The sequence below is a fragment of the Streptomyces sp. WAC03905 genome, assembly GCF_057371075.1.
In genome coordinates this window covers 6,415,142-6,432,111 of sequence record NZ_JBXYDZ010000003.1, presented here as the reverse complement: position 1 = coordinate 6,432,111, position 16,970 = coordinate 6,415,142, and the positions used below count along the sequence as shown (strand labels likewise).

Annotated in this window: 14 protein-coding genes and 1 riboswitch; of the genes, 3 read left to right on the top strand and 11 right to left on the bottom strand. The window is 71.5% G+C overall.

Features of this window, described 5'->3' with window-relative positions; genetic code table 11:
* Positions 1-40: 40 nt before the first annotated feature.
* From AC2RP6_RS31610 to ribD, 10 genes are all read right to left on the bottom strand, one after another.
* A complete protein-coding gene (locus AC2RP6_RS31610; RefSeq protein ID WP_486449257.1) occupies positions 41-1,084 on the bottom strand; it encodes a hemolysin family protein in 1,044 nt (347 codons plus the stop codon).
* Entirely contained in the window at positions 1,081-2,511 is a 1,431-nt protein-coding gene (locus tag AC2RP6_RS31605) for a hemolysin family protein (protein ID WP_486449256.1), read from the bottom strand. The genes AC2RP6_RS31610 and AC2RP6_RS31605 overlap by 4 nt, the downstream gene beginning before the upstream one ends.
* A 200-nt stretch (positions 2,512-2,711) precedes the next feature.
* A complete protein-coding gene (locus tag AC2RP6_RS31600; protein WP_486449255.1) occupies positions 2,712-3,176 on the bottom strand; it encodes a PH domain-containing protein in 465 nt (154 codons plus the stop codon).
* A 125-nt stretch (positions 3,177-3,301) separates the two neighbouring features.
* Positions 3,302-4,150 (bottom strand): ATP phosphoribosyltransferase, encoded by an 849-nt coding sequence (gene hisG / locus AC2RP6_RS31595; RefSeq protein WP_486449254.1) that lies wholly within the window; start codon positions 4,148-4,150, stop codon positions 3,302-3,304.
* A 69-nt stretch (positions 4,151-4,219) separates the two neighbouring features.
* Complete coding sequence (locus AC2RP6_RS31590; RefSeq protein WP_381756936.1) at positions 4,220-4,501, bottom strand: phosphoribosyl-ATP diphosphatase; 282 nt, start codon at positions 4,499-4,501, stop codon at positions 4,220-4,222.
* Between the two features lie 61 nt (positions 4,502-4,562).
* Positions 4,563-5,048, bottom strand: a complete 486-nt coding sequence (gene ribH / locus AC2RP6_RS31585) for a 6,7-dimethyl-8-ribityllumazine synthase (protein WP_007262951.1) — start codon at positions 5,046-5,048, stop codon at positions 4,563-4,565.
* 51 nt (positions 5,049-5,099) lie between these two features.
* Positions 5,100-6,389: a bifunctional 3,4-dihydroxy-2-butanone-4-phosphate synthase/GTP cyclohydrolase II gene (locus AC2RP6_RS31580; protein WP_486449253.1), complete on the bottom strand. Its 1,290-nt coding sequence runs from the start codon at positions 6,387-6,389 to the stop codon at positions 5,100-5,102.
* Positions 6,386-7,039: a nicotinamide mononucleotide transporter family protein gene (locus AC2RP6_RS31575; RefSeq protein ID WP_486449252.1), complete on the bottom strand. Its 654-nt coding sequence runs from the start codon at positions 7,037-7,039 to the stop codon at positions 6,386-6,388. Before AC2RP6_RS31575 ends, AC2RP6_RS31580 begins: the two co-directional genes overlap by 4 nt.
* Complete coding sequence (locus tag AC2RP6_RS31570) at positions 7,036-7,665, bottom strand: riboflavin synthase (RefSeq protein WP_486449251.1); 630 nt, start codon at positions 7,663-7,665, stop codon at positions 7,036-7,038. Before AC2RP6_RS31570 ends, AC2RP6_RS31575 begins: the two co-directional genes overlap by 4 nt.
* Positions 7,666-8,730 carry a bifunctional diaminohydroxyphosphoribosylaminopyrimidine deaminase/5-amino-6-(5-phosphoribosylamino)uracil reductase RibD gene (ribD, locus tag AC2RP6_RS31565; protein WP_486450520.1) on the bottom strand — a complete coding sequence of 355 codons (1,065 nt, stop codon included), beginning with the start codon at positions 8,728-8,730 and terminating at the stop codon, positions 7,666-7,668.
* 223 nt (positions 8,731-8,953) lie between these two features.
* Positions 8,954-9,083: riboswitch (FMN riboswitch) on the bottom strand.
* Positions 9,084-9,392: 309 nt separating this feature from the next.
* Between ribD and AC2RP6_RS31560 the strand changes: the two genes are divergently transcribed.
* From AC2RP6_RS31560 to AC2RP6_RS31550, 3 genes are all read left to right on the top strand, one after another.
* On the top strand, positions 9,393-11,747 hold the full coding sequence (locus AC2RP6_RS31560; protein WP_486449250.1) for a chitinase C-terminal domain-containing protein: 2,355 nt from the start codon (positions 9,393-9,395) through the stop codon (positions 11,745-11,747).
* Between the two features lie 100 nt (positions 11,748-11,847).
* The gene (locus AC2RP6_RS31555; protein ID WP_486449249.1) at positions 11,848-12,747 is read left to right on the top strand and encodes an RNA polymerase sigma-70 factor; all 900 of its coding nucleotides are present in this window, start codon (positions 11,848-11,850) and stop codon (positions 12,745-12,747) included.
* 58 nt (positions 12,748-12,805) lie between these two features.
* Positions 12,806-13,579 carry an SDR family oxidoreductase gene (locus AC2RP6_RS31550; protein WP_486449248.1) on the top strand — a complete coding sequence of 258 codons (774 nt, stop codon included), beginning with the start codon at positions 12,806-12,808 and terminating at the stop codon, positions 13,577-13,579.
* 2,196 nt (positions 13,580-15,775) lie between these two features.
* Here the strand turns inward: AC2RP6_RS31550 and AC2RP6_RS31545 are convergent.
* Positions 15,776-16,918, bottom strand: a complete 1,143-nt coding sequence (locus AC2RP6_RS31545) for an ROK family transcriptional regulator (protein ID WP_486449247.1) — start codon at positions 16,916-16,918, stop codon at positions 15,776-15,778.
* Between the last annotated feature and the right edge of the window lie 52 nt (positions 16,919-16,970).

The following is a 16,970-nucleotide window of genomic DNA, read 5'->3' as shown; positions in this document are numbered from 1 at the left end:
CGGACGGACCGCCGGGCGGCGCATCCGGCCCCTGCCGGTGTTACGTACGGCCGGCCGGAATCCGGTGGGCCGGGTCGCGGACCTCGCCCACCAGCATCTCCAGGACGTCCTCCAGGGCGACGAGGCCGAGGACCCGGCCGCTCTGGTCCGCGACCTGCGCCAGGTGGGTGGCGTCGCGGCGCATGACGCCGAGGGCGTCGTCCAGCGGGACGGTCGCGCACAGGGTGGTCATGCGGCGCCAGACCCGCTGGGGCACGGCCCGTTCCCGGTCCTCAAGGTCCAGTACGTCCTTGACGTGCAGGTAGCCCATGAAGGCGCCGCTGTCGGCTCGGACGGGGAACCGGGAGTACCCGGTGCGCACGGTCAGCTGTTCGATCTGGCGCGGGGTGACGGCCGGGCCGACGGTGACCAGGCGCTCCCGGTCGAGAAGGACGTCGGTGACGGGGCGGCTGCCCAGTTCCAGTGCGTCCTCCAGCCGCTCCTGCTCGACCGGTTCCAGGAGCCCGGCCTGCCGGGAGTCCTTGAGGAGCCGGCCCAGCTGGGCGGAGGTGTAGGCGGCCTCGACCTCGTCCTTGGGCTCGACCTTGAAGAGCTTCAGGACCAGCTTGGCGCAGGTGCCGAGCGCGGTGGTGACCGGTCCGCAGACGCGGGCGAAGGCCACCAGGCCGGGGCTGAACCACAGGGCGGTCTTCTCGGGCGCGGCCATGGCGAGGTTCTTGGGGACCATCTCACCGATGACCAGGTGCAGGAAGACCACGGCGGCGAGCGCGAGGGCGTAGCCGAGGGGGTGGATCAGGCCTTCCGGGACGTGGACGGCGTGGAAGACGGGCTCCAGCAGCCGGGCCACGGTCGGTTCGGCGACCGCGCCGAGGGTGAGCGAGCAGACGGTGATGCCGAACTGAGCGGCGGCCATCATGCGGGGCAGGTTCTCCAGGCCGTGGAGCACCTGGCGGGCCCGTTTGGACTCGGCCGCGAGGGGCTCGATCTGGCTGCGCCGTACGGAGACGAGTGCGAACTCGGCTCCGACGAAGAAGCCGTTGGCGAGGACGAGGAGCAGGGCGAAGACGAGCTGGAGCGCGTTCATCGGGCGGCGCCTTCCAGCTCGGCGCGCTGCGGGGCGGCTTCGCCGTGGCGGCCCGAGCCTGGCACCGGGGCGCCGGCGGGGCCCGCGCCCTGCCGGTGCGGGCCGGCGGCGGGTACGGCCGTGAGGCGGACCAGCCGCACGCGTTCGGCCCGGTTGCGGCCGACTCTGCGGACGGACAGCTTCCAGCCGGGGAGGTCCGCGCGGTCCCCGGGGGCGGGGATCCTGCCGAGCAGGTCGGCGACGAGGCCGGCGACGGTCTCGTAGGGGCCCTCGGGCACCTCCAGGCCTATCCGGCGGAGGGTCTGCACGCGGCAGCTGCCGTCCGCCTCCCAGGAGGGGCGGCCGTCCTCGGCGGGCACGGCGGCGAGTTCGGGGGTCTCGTCCTCGGCGAGGTCGTGCTCGTCGCGGACCTCCCCGACGAGTTCCTCGACGATGTCCTCCAGGGTGACGACGCCGGCGGTGCCGCCGTACTCGTCGACGACGACGGCCATCGGCTGTTCGCTGCGCAGCCGCTCCAGCAGCGGCTGCACCGGCAGGGAGCCGGGCACCAGCAGCGGGGCGACGCAGATCCGGCCCACGGTGGTGCGGTCGCGTTCGGACTCGGGCACGGCGAGGGCGTCCTTGAGGTGGACCACGCCGGTGATCTCGTCGATGCGTTCGCGGTAGACGGGGAAGCGGGACAGGCCCGTGGCGCGGGTCAGGTTCAGTACGTCGGCCGCGGTGGCCGTGTACTGGAGGGCGCTGACCTTCACCCGGGGGGTCATCACGTGCTGGGCCGTGAGCTCGCCCAGCGACAGGGTCCGGACGAAGAGGTCGGCCGTGTCCTGTTCGAGGGCGCCCGCCTGGGCCGAATGGCGGACCAGGGAGACGAGTTCGCCCGGGGTGCGGGCGGACGCCATCTCGTCGGTGGGCTCCACGCCGAGGGCCCGCACGAGCCGGTTTGCGACGGCGTTGAGGCAGGCGATGACCGGTCGGAAGGCGCGCGAGAAGGCGTTCTGCGGGCCGGCGACGAAACGGGCCACCTGGAGGGGCCGGGAGACCGCCCAGTTCTTCGGGACGAGCTCGCCGACGACCATCTGGACGGCGGAGGCGAGCAGCATGCCGATGACGACGGCGACGCCGGAGACGGCTCCCTTCGGCAGGCCGGTCGCGGTGAGCGGCCCGGCCAGCAGAGCGGCCAGGGCGGGCTCGGCGAGCATGCCGACCACGAGGGAGGTGATGGTGATGCCGAGCTGGGTGCCGGAGAGCTGGAAGGACAGCTCCCGCAGGGCCTTGACGACCGTGCGGGCACGGCGGTCTCCGTCGGCTGCGGCGCGCTCCGCCTCGGGGCGTTCCACCGTGACGAGGCCGAACTCGGCCGCCACGAAGAATCCGTTGGCGAGGATCAGGGCGAACGCCGCCGCGAGCAGCAGTAGCGGGATGGTCATGCCGCCGCCTCCGTGGGGAGGGCGGCGCGGGTATTACCGGACGATCCGTCCATTGCTGGAGGGAGTCACTCCTCGAGTTGCAGGTGCCCGCGGGCCTCGGGGTCCCGGGGCCGGTGGGCGGGCGCACGGCTGCGCCCCGCCACCAGGGTAGTCACTGACATCGCGGCCGCAACGGTAGGCGGCGACGAACGTCGGTGGGGTCAGTGGTCGTTTGCACCGGTTCCGCGGGTTTCGGCGAGGGCGCGCAGGGCGCGCGCGTCGCTGATGGCCCGCTGCCTGGCCACGCCCGGCTGGATGCCGAGCACGGGCAGGCTGGTGCCGTCGCTGAGGTCCAGGAACACCCACGGGTCGCCGGGGCGGAGGTTGACCCGGAGGATCTCCGCCCAGGCCAGACGGCGGGTGTTGGTGAGGTTGACGACGGTGACGCCGTCCTCGTCCGCGGCCACCTTGGGGCGGCTGAGCAGGACCAGTACGGAACTCAGCAGGACGGCGGTGAAGACGAAGCTGATCCGCTCGCCGGGGCTGAGGTTCTCCAGCAGCACGGCGATGGCGGTGATGGTGGCGAACATGGCGAGCCCGACGCCCAGCAGGACCGCCCGGGTGCGGGTCGGCCGGAAGGTGACCGGCAGGGCGGGCGGTGCGGGTGGGGCGGCGGACTCGGCCATGGTGCGTTGCCTTCTCGGGTGGCGTACGGGTGAGGGGCGGCATGCGCGGTGCCCGGGGGCGGCCGGCGCGACACCCCTGGGGAGTGTCTTGTCGACCGGGCCCGGCCCGAGCGACAAGACACTCCCTACAGGCGGCAGGCGTGGATCGAGGTGGTGAGGATCGCGCGGGCGCCCAGCTCGTACAGGTCGTCCATGATGCGCTGGGCCTCCTTGGCGGGGACCATGGCGCGGACGGCGACCCAGCCCTCGTTGTGCAGCGGGGAGACGGTCGGCGACTCCAGGCCGGGGGTGAGGGCGACCGCGCGCTCCAGGTGCTCGGCGCGGCAGTCGTAGTCCATCATCACGTAGCTGCGGGCCACGAGGACGCCCTGCAGGCGGCGCAGGAACTGCTGGACCTGCGGGTCGTCGGCGTCCGCGCCGTTGCCGCGGATGACGACGGCCTCGGAGGTGAGGATCGGCTCGCCGATGACCTCCAGGCCGGCGTTGCGCAGGCTGGTGCCGGTCTCGACGACGTCGGCGATGATCTGGGCGACACCGAGCTGGATGGCGGTCTCGACCGCGCCGTCCAGGTGGACGACGGCGGCGTCGATGCCCTGGTCGGCCAGGTGCTTGGCGACGATTCCCTCGTACGAGGTCGCGATGGTCATCCCGGCGAAGTCCTCGGGGCCCTTCGCCGTGCCGGGGGTGGTGGCGTAGCGGAAGGTGGAGCGTCCGAAGTTCAGCGGGAGGATCTCCTCGGCGCTGGCGCCGGAGTCGAGCAGCAGGTCGCGGCCGGTGATGCCGATGTCGAGCTTGCCGGAGGAGACGTAGATCGCGATGTCCTTGGGGCGGAGGTAGAAGAACTCCACTTCGTTCTCGGGGTCGACGACCACGAGCTCCTTGGACTCCTTGCGCATCCGGTAGCCGGCCTCATGGAGCATCGCCGACGCCGGTCCGGAGAGAGAACCCTTGTTGGGGACGGCGATGCGCAGCATGGGGCTTCCTTTGATGCGTGGTGTGCGTGGTTGACGTGGGTGCGGGCGGGGTGCGGCCCCGGCCCGGGCTCAGAGGTGCGCGTAGACGTCGTCGAGGGAGATCCCGCGCGCGACCATCATCACCTGGACGTGGTACAGCAGCTGCGAGATTTCCTCGGCGGCGGCTTCCTTGCCCTCGTACTCGGCGGCCATCCAGACCTCGGCGGCCTCCTCGACGACCTTCTTGCCGATGGCATGGACGCCCTTGTGGACGAGCTCGGCGGTGCGGGAGGTGCTGGGGTCGCCTTCGGCGGCCTTGTGCTGGAGCTCGGTGAAGAGCTCTTCGAAGGTCTTGGAGGGTTCGTTCGCCATGATGTCCTTAGAGTACGGGCTCACCCGGGTGTCCCGGTGCCGGGGTTCACTCCTCGGACACTCAGCGCCAGGGTTCACTGACGGTGCGCAGGGTCATGGCGGTGGAGACGGCGGCGGTGACCGCTTCGTGGCCCTTGTCCTCGTTCGACCCTTCGAGTCCGGCACGGTCCAGTGCCTGCTCGTCGTTGTCGCAGGTCAGTACGCCGAAGCCGACGGGGACCCCGGTGTCGATCGAGACCTGGACCAGGCCCTGGGTGACGCCCTGGCAGACGTAGTCGAAGTGCGGGGTGCCGCCGCGGATGACGACGCCGAGGGCGACGATGGCGTCGTAGCCGCGGCCGGCCAGGACCTTCGCGACGACGGGGAGCTCGAAGCTGCCGGGGACGCGCAGCAGGGTGGGCTCGTCGATGCCCAGCTCGTGCAGGGCCCGCAGGGCGCCGTCGACCAGTCCGTCCATGACCTTCTCGTGCCACTGGGCCGCGATCACGGCGACTCGCAGGTCTCCGCAGTTCTTCACACTCAGTTCGGGTGCGCCCTTGCCGCTCACAGCTCTGCTCCTCGGTGGTTCGTGGATGTTCGTACGGGTGGTGGTGCGTGCCTACTGGTTGCCGCAGGCGGAGGTGGTCACGGCCCCGTCCAGCCAGGGCAGGTCGTGGCCCATCCGGTCCCGCTTGGTGCGCAGGTACCGCAGATTGTGCTCGCCCGCCTCGACCGGCATGGCCTCCCGGCTGGCGACCGTGATGCCGTGGCGTTCCAGGGCGGTGGACTTGTCGGGGTTGTTCGTCAGCAGCCGGACGCTCCGGACGCCGAGGTCGGCGAGGATCTGCGCGCCGGCGGCGTAGTCGCGGGCGTCGGCGGGCAGGCCCAGTTCCAGGTTGGCGTCCAGGGTGTCGCGGCCGCGCTCCTGGAGTTCGTAGGCGCGCAGCTTGGACAGCAGTCCGATGCCGCGGCCCTCGTGGCCGCGGAGGTAGACGACGACGCCGCGGCCCTCGGTCTTGATCCGCTCCATGGAGGCGTGCAGCTGGGGGCCGCAGTCGCAGCGCTGGGAGGCGAAGATGTCGCCGGTCAGGCACTCGGAGTGCATGCGGACGAGGATGTCGGAGCCGTCGCCGATCTCGCCGTGGACGAGGGCGACGTGCTCGACGCCGTCGACGGTGGAGCGGTAGCCGTGCGCGGTGAAGTCGCCGAAGGCGGTCGGCAGGCTGACTTCGGCCTCGCGCCGGACGGTGGGTTCCGCGGAGCGGCGGTAGGCGATCAGGTCCTCGATGGAGATGATCGTCAGGCCGTGCTTGCGGGCGAAGGGGATCAGTTCGGGCAGGCGCAGCATGACGCCGTCCTCGCCGGCGATCTCCACGATGGCGCCGGCGGGGCGCAGGCCCGCGAGGCGGGCGAGGTCGACGGCGGCCTCGGTGTGGCCGTTGCGGACCAGGACGCCGCCGGGCTTGGCGCGCAGGGGGAAGACGTGGCCGGGGCGGACGAAGTCGCCGGGGCCGCTGACGCCGTCGGCGAGGAGGCGCAGGGTGGTGGCGCGGTCGGCGGCGGAGATGCCGGTGGAGACGCCGTGGGCGGCGCTCGCGTCGACGGAGACGGTGAAGGCGGTCTTCATCGATTCGGTGTTGTTCTGGACCATCTGCGGGAGTTCGAGGCGGTCCAGCTCGTCGCCCTCCATGGGGGCGCAGATCAGGCCGCGGCACTCGCTCATCATGAAGGCGACGATCTCGGGGGTGGCCTTCTCGGCGGCGATGACGAGGTCGCCCTCGTTCTCGCGGTCCTCGTCGTCGACGACGACGACGGGCCGGCCCGCGGCGATGTCGCGGATCGCCTGCTCGACGGGGTCGAGGCGGAAGGTCTCTTCGGGGATGTCGGGCACGGGCTTGAGGGTGGTCATGCCGCTGCTCCTTCGAGGGCCGGGGCGGGAGTGGTGCGGGAGCGCTGGTACCAGTCGTAGGCGCCCCACACGACGAGGGCGAAGTAGACGACGTAGACCAGTCCGGAGAAGGCCAGGCCGCCGGTGAAGGCGAGGGGGACCCCGACGAGGTCGACGAGGAGCCAGGCGAACCAGAACTCGACCAGGCCGCGGGCCTGCGCCACCATCGCGACGATCGTGCCGACGAAGATGTAGGCGTCGGCCCAGGGGCTCCAGGACAGCGACGGGTAGAGGGTGAAGAGGCCGCCGACGGCGAGGGTGCCGAGGGCCGCTCCGCCGAGGAGCAGTCCGCGCTCGGTCCAGGTGGCGGTGCGTACGGCGATGGAGCCGTCCTGGGCCTGCTGCTTGCCGCGCTGCCAGGCGGTCCAGCCGAAGACGGCCACGCCGATGACGAGGAGCTGCTTGCCGACGCCGCCGGCGAGGTGCGCGGAGGCGTAGGCGGCGATGAGGATGAGGCCGGAGAGCAGCTGGGCGGGCCAGGTCCATATGGAGCGGCGCCAGCCGAGGGCGAGTGCGGCCAGGCCCATCAGGTTGCCGATCATGTCGGACCAGATGACCTTCTGGCCGAAGACGGTGAAGGCCTCGGTGTTGAGCCAGTTCAGGGCGGTCACCGGGCTTCTCCCGTCGGGTCGGCGTGCAGCGGGTCGATGCCGGCGGCGAGGAGGCGTTCGACGTATTTCGCGAGGACGTCGACTTCGAGGTTGACCGGGTCGCCGGGCTGCTTGATGCCGAGGGTGGTCAGCGCGAGGGTGGTGGGGATGAGGCTGATGGTGAACCAGTCGGCGGCGGCCTCGACGACGGTGAGGCTGACGCCGTCGACGGTGATGGAGCCCTTCTCGACGACGTAGCGGGAGAGGTTCCGCGGGAGGGCGACCTTGACGATCTCCCAGTGCTCGGAGGGGGTGCGGGAGAGGATCTCGCCGGTGCCGTCCACGTGTCCCTGGACGAGGTGGCCGCCGAGCCGTCCGCCGAGTGCCATGGGGCGTTCGAGGTTGACGCGGGAGCCCGCGGTGAGGGCGCCGAGGCTGGAGCGGTTGAGGGTCTCCTGCATGACGTCGGCGGTGAACTCGCCTTCGGCGGTCTCCACGACGGTGAGGCAGACGCCGTTGACGGCGATGGAGTCGCCGTGCTTGGCGTCCTCGGTGACGAGGGGGCCGCGGAGCCGGAAGCGGGAGGCTTCCGGGAGCGCCTCGACGGCGGTGACCTCACCCAGTTCTTCGACGATTCCGGTGAACACTCAGTGCTCCTTGGGGGCGGTGGCGGGAAGGGCGGTGATGCGCAGGTCGGGGCCCACGCGGACGGCCTCGGTGATGTCGAGGCGCAGGGCGTGGGAGATGTTCGTGACGCCGGCGTCGGCGAGGGCGGCGGGGCCGGCGCCGAGCAGGGCGGGTGCGAGGTAGCCGACGACGCGGTCGACGGTGCCGTGTGCGAGGAAGGTGCCCGCGAGGGTGGGGCCGCCTTCGAGGAGGAGGGAGCGCACGCCGCGGGCGTAGAGCTGTGTGAGGAGCGCGCCGACGGGGATGCGGCCGTCGTGCGGGGGCAGCCGGAGGACGTCGACGCCGGGCAGGTGGCGGGTGTCGGCGTCCTCGGCGACGACGAGGAGCGTCGGGGCGGCGTCGTCGAGGATGCGGGCGGAGGGCCGGAGGCCGGCGCGGGTGTCGAGGGCGACGCGCAGGGGCTGGGTGGCGCCGTCGATGCCGCGGACGGCCAGGTGCGGGTCGTCGGCGCGCAGCGTGCCGCCGCCGACCAGGACGGCGTCGGCCTCGGCGCGCAGCCGGTGGACGTCGGCGCGGGACTCGGCGGAGCTGATCCAGCGGCTGCTGCCGTCCGCGGCGGCGCTGCGGCCGTCGAGGGTGGCGGCGTACTTCCAGGTGACGTGGGGCCGGCCGAGGCGTACGGCGGTCAGCCATGCGGTGTTGCCGGCCTCGGCCTCGGCCCGGAGCAGCCCGGCCGTGGTGTGGATCCCGGCGGCGCGCAGGGTGGCGGCGCCGCCGCTGGCCTGCGGGTTCGGGTCGGGGACGGCGTAGACGACGCGGGCGACGCCGGCGTCGGCGAGGGCCTGGGCGCAGGGCCCGGTCCGGCCGGTGTGGTTGCAGGGTTCGAGGGTGACGTAGGCGGTGCCGCCGCGGGCGGCGGTGCCCGCGGCGTGCAGGGCGCGGACCTCGGCGTGCGGGCCGCCGGCCCGTTGGTGCCAGCCCTCGCCGACGACGGTGCCGGAGGCGTCGGTGATGACGCAGCCGACGACCGGGTTGGGGCTGGTGTGGCCGAGGCCGCGGGCGGCGAGCTCGACGGCCCGTCGCATGGCACGGGCACCCGCGTCGGGTGCGGGTGCTGCGTGCGCGGCGTGTGTCGCCACCGGGTCCTCCTGCCTCGATCGGGCACGGACTCCGGGGCCTGTCGGGATACGACAGATGGAGCGGAACAGCTCACGCGGGGACGCCGAGGCCGGAGAAACGGTTCGACCGGGCATGTCCGCAGGGATATGCCGAGGAACCGCCGACGGCGGCGTACCGGTGACTGGCCCGCCGCGCACTGCCTCCCATCCGGACTTTAACCGTCGGTCCAGGAATTTCACCTGGTCAACCGGCCGCTGGCTGCGGACGGGTCGCGGACTATACCGCCGGTTCGGAATTGCACCGACCCCGGAGTGCGCTGCTACTGGTACTCCAGCCAGTTTGCCACGGCCGATCGCCGACCATGCGGGTGAAGTGGTGTGGCCTGGCTCACAGAGGGTGACTCCGGGGCTACCGGAGAGCGCCGACAGGGATGGACCTGGACGCGGGCCGGCGCGGTTGGTCCAGACCTATTGACGGGTTGGTCTAGTCCTCTTAACGTTCCCTTCATCTTCCCGGGAACGGCCCGTCAGATGTGCGCACGTCACGGGCCAACACGCTTCTGCACCCGTCACGTTGCTCCATGTTGTGTCCACTTGTGTCCTGCATCCTCCCCTCCCCAGGAGGCACAATGCCGTCCCCCACACGTACGAGAGCGATGCTCCTGGCAGCCGGCGCCGCAATCGCCGGCCTGCTGGTCGGCGGGCTCTCGGCGGGCGTCTCCCACGCGGCCGACAACGAGAGCTGTCGCCCCGACGGCCTCTACAAGACGGCCGGCGTCGACGTCCCCTACTGCTCGGTCTACGACACCGAGGGCCGCGAGAAGATGGGCGCCGACCACCAGCGCCGTGTCATCGGCTACTTCACCGGCTGGCGCACGGGCAAGGACGGCACCCCCGCCTACCTGGCCAACAACATCCCGTGGTCCAAGGTCACCCACCTGAACTACGCCTTCGCCCATGTGGGCGCCGACAACAAGATCTCGGTCGGCACCGACAACGCGAACAACGCCGCCACCGGAATGACCTGGCCCGGCGTCGCGGGAGCCGAGATGGACCCGGCGCTCCCCTACAAGGGCCACTTCAACCTGCTGAACAAATTCAAGAAGCAGTACCCGAACGTGAAGACGCTCGTCTCGGTCGGCGGCTGGGCCGAGACCGGCGGCTACTTCGGCGACGACGGCAACCGGGTCGCCTCCGGCGGCTTCTACTCGATGGCCACCAACGCCGACGGCTCCGTCAACCAGGCCGGCATCGACACCTTCGCCCAGTCCTCCGTCGACTTCATCCGCGCCTACGGGTTCAACGGCGTCGACATCGACTACGAGTACCCGACCACGATGAAGGACGCCGGCAACCCGCTCGACTGGCAGCTGTCCAACGCCCGCCGCGCCGGCCTGGTCCAGGGCTACGCGGCCCTCATGAAGTCGCTGCGCGAGAAGCTCGACCGCGCGGGCGCCGCCGACGGCAAGCACTACCTCCTCACCGTCGCCGCCCCCTCCTCCGGCTACCTGCTGCGGGGCATGGAGACGTACCAGATGCAGAAGTACCTGGACTACGTCAACATCATGTCCTACGACCTGCACGGCGCCTGGAACGAGTACGTCGGCCCCAACGCCTCGCTCTTCGACGACGGCAAGGACGCCGAACTGGCCGCCGCGGGCGTCTACTCCACCTCCCAGTACGGCGGCATCGGCTACCTCAACACCGACTGGGCCTACCACTACTTCCGCGGCTCCATGCCGGGCGGCCGCATCAACATCGGCCTGCCCTACTACACCCGCGGCTTCAAGAACGTGCAGGGCGGCACCGACGGGCTGTGGGGCAAGGCCCCCGCGACCACCTGCCCGGCCGGCGCGGGCCTGACCAAGTGCGGTGACGGCGCGGTCGGCATCGACAACCTGTGGCACGACAAGGACACCAACGGGGCCGAGTCCCCGGCGGGCTCCAACCCCATGTGGCACGCCAAGAACCTGGAGAAGGGCGTCGTCGGCGACTACGTCACCAGGTACGGCTTCCCGGCGAACACCGCCCTGACCGGCACCTACGCCCGCAAGTACGACTCCACCCTGGTGGCGCCGTGGCTGTGGAACGCGCAGAAGAAGGTCTTCCTCTCCACCGAGGACGAGCAGTCGGTCGCCGCCAAGGCCGACTACGTGGTGAACAAGGGCATCGGCGGCACGATGGTCTGGGAACTCGCGGGCGACTACTCCTACAACGCGGCCAAGGGCCAGTACGAGATGGGCGACACGCTCACCGACACGATGTACCAGAAGTTCAAGTCGGCCTCCCCGTACGGAGCGAAGAAGGCCGGCGCGGCCCTCCCGACCCAGGCCGTCGACATCCGCACCGAGTTCACCGAGTTCAAGCTCGGCGACTCCAACTACCCGCTGACCCCCAAGCTGAAGATCACCAACAACACGAACGCCACCCTGCCCGGCGGCACCGAGTTCCAGTTCGACTACGGCACCTCGGCCCCCAACAACGCCTCCGACCAGTCAGGCTTCGGCACGGCCGTGATCAGCAGCGGCCACACCGGCAGCAACGTCGGCGGCCTCAAGGGCGACTTCCAGCGGGTCTCCCTGAAGCTCCCCGCCTGGCAGACGCTCGCCCCGGGCGCCTCCGTCGACCTGGCGTTCAACTACTACCTGCCGGTGTCCACCCCCTCCAACTGGACGGTGAAGATCTCCGGCACCACCTACGCCCTCGCCGGCGACCTGGCCCGCGGTACGACCCTGGTCCAGCCGGGCGGCGGCACGCAGCCCCCGACCACCCCGCCGACCACTCCCCCCACGACACCGCCGACCACCCCGCCGACCACCGGCGGGACCTGCACCAACCCGGCGTACGTGGCGGGCACGGTCTACAACGGCGGCAACGTCGTCTCCCACAAGGGCCGCAACTGGAAGGCCCAGTGGTGGACCCAGAACGAGGAACCCGGCACCACGGGTGACTGGGGCGTCTGGAAGGACCAGGGCGCCTGCTGAGTGCCTGCTGAGCACCTGCTGAGAACGTGAGGACCCGGTGGCCCGGCGGCCACCGGGTCCTCGCACGTCCCCGCCCCGCCGGCCCTCGTAGGGTGGCCACGTGAGCACTCATGTCACCGCGACCGCAGCGGACTTCGAGGAACACCGGCCCCGGATGTTCGGCATCGCCTACCGCATGCTCGGCTCCGCCGCGGAGGCCGAGGACATCGTCCAGGACGCCTACCTGCGCTGGGCCGGCGCCGACCGCGCCGCCATCGAGCACCCCGGCGCCTGGCTCGCCAAGGTCGTCACCAACCTCTGCCTCAACAACCTCACCTCGGCGCGTGCCCGGCGCGAACAGTACGTCGGCCCCTGGCTCCCGGAGCCCGTCCTCACCGGCGACGGCGCCCTGGGCCCGCTGGAGTCCGCGGAACAGCGCGACAGCGTCTCCATGGCCCTGCTCCTGCTGCTGGAACGCCTCACCCCGGTCGAGCGCGCGGTGTACGTACTGCGCGAGGCCTTCGCGTACAGCCACCGGGAGATCGCCGGCCTCCTCGACCTCGGCGAGGCCAACTGCCGCCAGATCTACCGCCGCGCGGCGGGCCGGGTGGCAGCGGAGCGGGAGGGCACGCAGGAGAAGCGCTTCTCCGCCGACCCCGAACGCTGGCAGGGGCTGCTGGAGAGCTTCCTGACCGCCGCCCGCAGCGGTGATCTCACCCGACTGGAGGGGGTGCTGGCTGCCGACGTGCGGTACGTGTCGGACGGCGGCGGCGTGGTCAACGCGGCCCGGCGGCCGATCGTCGGACGGGACAAGGTGGCCCGCTTCGCGCTGGGCGCCATGGCGAAGTACGTCGCCGGCGTGCCGGTCAGCGTCGCGGAGGTCAACGGCACGCCCGCCGTGCTCTTCGGCGAGGTGGCGGTCCTGCTGGTGGAATTCGACAACGGGCTGGTCAGCGACATCAGCACGGTGGTCAACCCGGAGAAGCTGGAATTCCTCCGGCGGCAGCTGTCACGTTCCTGAAGGCCGTCCGGTCCCAGCTGCTGCACGCCCCCCACCGCACCAGCGAAGGACGGACACCATGAGCACCATCGTCGTCACCGGAGGCACCGGCACCCTCGGCTCGCTCGTCACCGAACGGCTGAGGGCGGCCGGCCACCAGGTCCGGGTGGTGAGCCGGCACGCCCCCGACCATCCCGTCGACCTCCAGGACGGCACCGGACTGGACGCGGCACTGGCGGGCGCGGAGGTGGTCGTGCACTGCGCGAGCAACACGCGCGGGGCGGGCAAGGGCGACGAGGTGGCCGCCCAGCGCCTGATCGAGGCCGCCCGGCGGGCCGGGACCGTCCGGAACCTGCTCTACATCTCCATCGTCGGGGTCGACGTGGTGCCGCTCGGCTACTACAGGCGCAAGCTCCGGGTCGAGCGGCAGCTGGAGGCGTCCGGGCTGGGCGTGACGATCCTGCGCACGACGCAGTTCCACGACCTCGTGGCCACGCTGACGGACGCGGCGGCGAAGCTGCCCGTCGCGCCGATCCCGAAGGACGTACGGATCCAGCCGATCGCCGTCGGCGAGGTCGCGGCCCGCATGGCGGAACTGGCGGTCCCGACCCCGGCGGGCCGCGTCCCGGACATGGGCGGCCCGGAGATCCACACCCTGCCGGACCTGGCCCGCACCTACCTGGCGGCCACGGGCCGCCACCGCCGCGTCCTCCCCGTCCCCCTGGCCGGCAGGACCTACGCGGCCTTCCGCCACGGCGGCAACCTGACCCCGACCCACGCCACGGGCACGGAAACCTTCGCGGAATTCGCCCGGGGTCGGGGGCGGGGGCGGGGGCGGGGGCTTGGGCGGTAGAGGCCGGGCGGGGCGGGGGCTTCGGGAAGGGAAGCGGGCTTCGGGAAGGGAAGCGGGCTTCGGGAAGGGAAGCGGGCTTCGGGAAGGGAAGCGGGCTTCGGGAAGGGAAGCGGGCTTCGGGAAGGAACGGGATCCAATCGACCGGCATCAGAGCTGTCCTGGGGTTTCCCGTCAGTCCCATCGTCTTCCGTGTCGGGCCGGCCCCTCAAGGGCGCTCCCTACGGTCGCGTCACTTCGTGATGGCCTCCGGCCACCCTTGACCGCCCGTCCCGCCACGGAAAATCCGAGGACTGCCAGGAAGCCCCCAGAAGAACGGGCCGAGCGTTCCGTTCCAGGGACGGGGCGTCACAGAAGCGGGCCGGTGGCCGAGTGCGCCCCACATCGCTACGCGCTCCTCGAAGACGGCGTCAGCAGACCCCGTGGGCTGGTCATAAGCCGCCACCCATCGCTACGCGCTCCTCAACGACGGCGCCTGCGAGCCCCTGTGGCTGGTCATAAGCCGCCACCAATCGCTACGCGCTTCCCGACGACGGCGCCTGCGAGCCCCTGTGGCTGGTCATAAGCCGCCACCAATCGCTACGCGCTCCTCGACGACGGCGCCTGCGAGGCCCTGTGGCTGCTCATAGGCCGCCCACTACGGCCCGGCTTGCTCCCTCACGCGTCTGCCGTCCGTCCGGGGCTGAGCAGAAGTCGCAGAAAGCTTTCCTCTCCTCTTCGCGGTCGGCGACCGACGCTTGTTCGTGGTCGGGAGGGGCGAAATCGGGGGCAGGGGGGCGATCCCTCGGCTCAGCCGATGCCAACCCCGGAGAGCGGGACGGTGGGATCCCATCCCGCCGGTACAGAAAGGTGCGATCGGGGCATATTCGGCGTCTTTCCGTGGCGCCCACCCACGCACACATGGATTGGGTTCGCTCCAGCCGTCGTCTGACGCTTTTCCACCCCGTGGGAGGGTCTGACGCCGTCTGTGCGGTGGCTTTGTTCACGAGAACGGGCAGCAGAAGTTCACCCACTTCTGGAGGCACATGGTTGGAGGTTGTTCAAACCGGAGGTGTCCGGAAGGGGCTGTATCTGCGATGGTTACCGGCATGAACGTGATCTTCGAAGTCGGGCGCAGGTCCGCCGGGGCGTGGGCCAGATGAGCGGCAGCGGAAGCTGGTGGGTGCTCGTGGAGACCTCCGTCAGTGGAGATTTCCGATGGGAACTGGTCGACACGATCCCGGTCGACGGAGGTCGAGACAGAGCCATCGCGCGGGCTGCCGAGCTGGCCCGTACGTGCAGTAATCGCGGGTTTGAGGCCAATGATCCTGACGCCTACGGTCGACGGAGTTTCCGGACAGCGGAGACAGCATGGCTCGTGGAGGTCGGTAGCTCGTACTGGTCGAACGACACGAAGAGCTCGATTGCGAGCAGGACTCTCGTTCGGATCACCGTCGGCGAACTGGAACACGAGAACGAGACGCCGGTTGCGCAACCTCCGGCCAAGGGTCGGCTACGGCGTGCGTTGGGCGGAGGCTGACGAGACAGCGGCGGGGCGTTCAGCTTACGGACGTTCGATACGGCTGTGCCTCCCGAAGTGGTGAACATTTGCCGTCCGTTCTGGTGAACAAAGCCACTGCGCGGGGCGGTGGAAGGTTTCTGCGGCTTGCGACCTGCCCCGGACGAACTGCGGACGCGTGATCGAGAGCGCGCCGCGATCGATCGCGGCTTATGCCCAGCATCAGGCGGACCGCGGCCGCGTGAAAGAGGAGCGTGCGCGACAGGTGGCGGCCTGTGCCCAGCCCAAGGGGCTCGCAGGCGCCGTCGTCGAGGAGCGCGTAGCGATTTGAGGCGCGCCCCGACCACCGGCTCGCGTCGCTGAGGTGCCCGTCCCTTGATCGATGGCCCGGCCCGTTCTTCTGGGGGCTTCCTGGCAGTCCTCGAATTTTCCGTGGCGGGGCGGGCGGTCAAGGGTGGCCGAAGGCCATCACGAAGTGACGCGACCGCAGGGAGCGCCCTTGAGGGGCCGACCCGACACGGAAGACGATGGGACTGACGGGAAACCCCAGGACATCTCCGATACCGCCCTGCCGAAGTCCCGCCCACCGCATCCCGACCCGCAAGCAACCGCCCTCCGCCCCCGACACCGTCAGAGGCGGGTGGGCAACCACCGGCCCAGGGGGCGGGGCCGCGGGGGTGAAGGCCCCGCCCGGCCAGGCCTCACCCCCCGAACAGCACCCCCTGGGCCGATTCGCGGGCGGCCAGGCGGGCGCCGGCGAGGACTGCGGGGTCGCCCAGGGTGGTGGCGCGGATCTCCGTGGGGACGGGGGTGAGTTTCGCGAGGCGCTGGGAGACGAGGGCGGCGAGGGCGGGGCCGCCGGCGCGGCCGAGTTCTCCGGCCAGGACGACGCAGCCGGGGTCGAGGAGGGCCGCGGCGGCCGCGGCGCCCAGGGCGAGGCGTTCGGCGAGGGCCTCGAGGAAGGGCTCGCCCGCGGCCCCGGCGACGGCCTGTTCGGCGGGGCCGGTGAAGCCGTGTTCGCGCGCGAGCGCGGTCACGGCGTCCCGGCCGACCAGCGCGTGGAACCCGCCCGCGCAGTCGGCGGCCGAGGGCAGTCCGCCGGTACCGGGCACCGGGAGGAAGCCGATCTCGCCCGCGCCGCCGGAGGCGCCGCGGCGCAGCCGGCCGTCCAGGACGACGGCCGCGCCCACTCCGGCGCCGAGCCACAGCAGGACGAAGGAGTCGAGGTCCCGGGCGGCGCCGAGGCGCTGTTCGGCGAGGGCGGCCAGGTTGGTCTCGTTCTCGACGACGACGGCGGCGGGCAGGGTGCGCTGCAGGGCCGTGACCAGGTCGCGGTGCCAGGCGGGCAGGCCGATGGTGTCGCGGAGTTCGCCGGTGGCGGGGGCGACCAGGCCGGGGGCGCCGACGACGACGGTGTGCAGTGCGGTGGCGCCGGCCCCGTGGGCGGTGCGCAGCAGGGCGGCGACGGCGTCCTCGGGTGCGCCGACGGGGAGGGCGGCTTCGGCGAGGGGGTGGCCGAGGAGGTCGGTGACGACGGCGGTGACCCGGTCGGTGCGGACGTCGAGGGCGGCCAGGTGGGCGCGGCCGGCGACGATTCCGTAGAGCTTGGCGTTGGGGCCGCGGCGCTGTTCGCCGGATTCGCCGACGACTTCGATCAGGCCGGCTTCGGTGAGCCGGTCGACGAGGTCGGCGACAGAGGGGCGGGAGAGGCCGGTGAGGGTTTTGAGCTGGGTTGCCGTCAGCGGTCCGGAGTCCTGGAGGAGTTGCAGGGCGAGGCGGTCGTTGATGGCCCGGGCCGTGCTGGGTGAGGCGGGGGACGGTACCGGGGCGGTCGCTTCAGTCACGGCGCCCATCCTAGGGAGTCGGGGCCATTATCTATCAGGCAGGGTCCCTGAT

Bases quoted from the DNA above. Each gene is read 5' to 3' on its own strand.
- AC2RP6_RS31590 (WP_381756936.1), bottom strand. From the start codon at position 4,501: ATGGCGAACGAACCCTCCAAGACCTTCGAAGAGCTCTTCACCGAGCTC.
- AC2RP6_RS31610 (WP_486449257.1), bottom strand. From the start codon at position 1,084: ATGAACGCGCTCCAGCTCGTCTTCGCCCTGCTCCTCGTCCTCGCCAAC.
- AC2RP6_RS31550 (WP_486449248.1), top strand. From the start codon at position 12,806: ATGAGCACCATCGTCGTCACCGGAGGCACCGGCACCCTCGGCTCGCTC.
- ribD (WP_486450520.1), bottom strand. From the start codon at position 8,730: ATGCGACGGGCCGTCGAGCTCGCCGCCCGCGGCCTCGGCCACACCAGC.
- hisG (WP_486449254.1), bottom strand. From the start codon at position 4,150: ATGCTGCGCATCGCCGTCCCCAACAAGGGTTCTCTCTCCGGACCGGCG.
- AC2RP6_RS31560 (WP_486449250.1), top strand. From the start codon at position 9,393: ATGCCGTCCCCCACACGTACGAGAGCGATGCTCCTGGCAGCCGGCGCC.
- AC2RP6_RS31605 (WP_486449256.1), bottom strand. From the start codon at position 2,511: ATGACCATCCCGCTACTGCTGCTCGCGGCGGCGTTCGCCCTGATCCTC.
- AC2RP6_RS31580 (WP_486449253.1), bottom strand. From the start codon at position 6,389: ATGACCACCCTCAAGCCCGTGCCCGACATCCCCGAAGAGACCTTCCGC.
- AC2RP6_RS31600 (WP_486449255.1), bottom strand. From the start codon at position 3,176: ATGGCCGAGTCCGCCGCCCCACCCGCACCGCCCGCCCTGCCGGTCACC.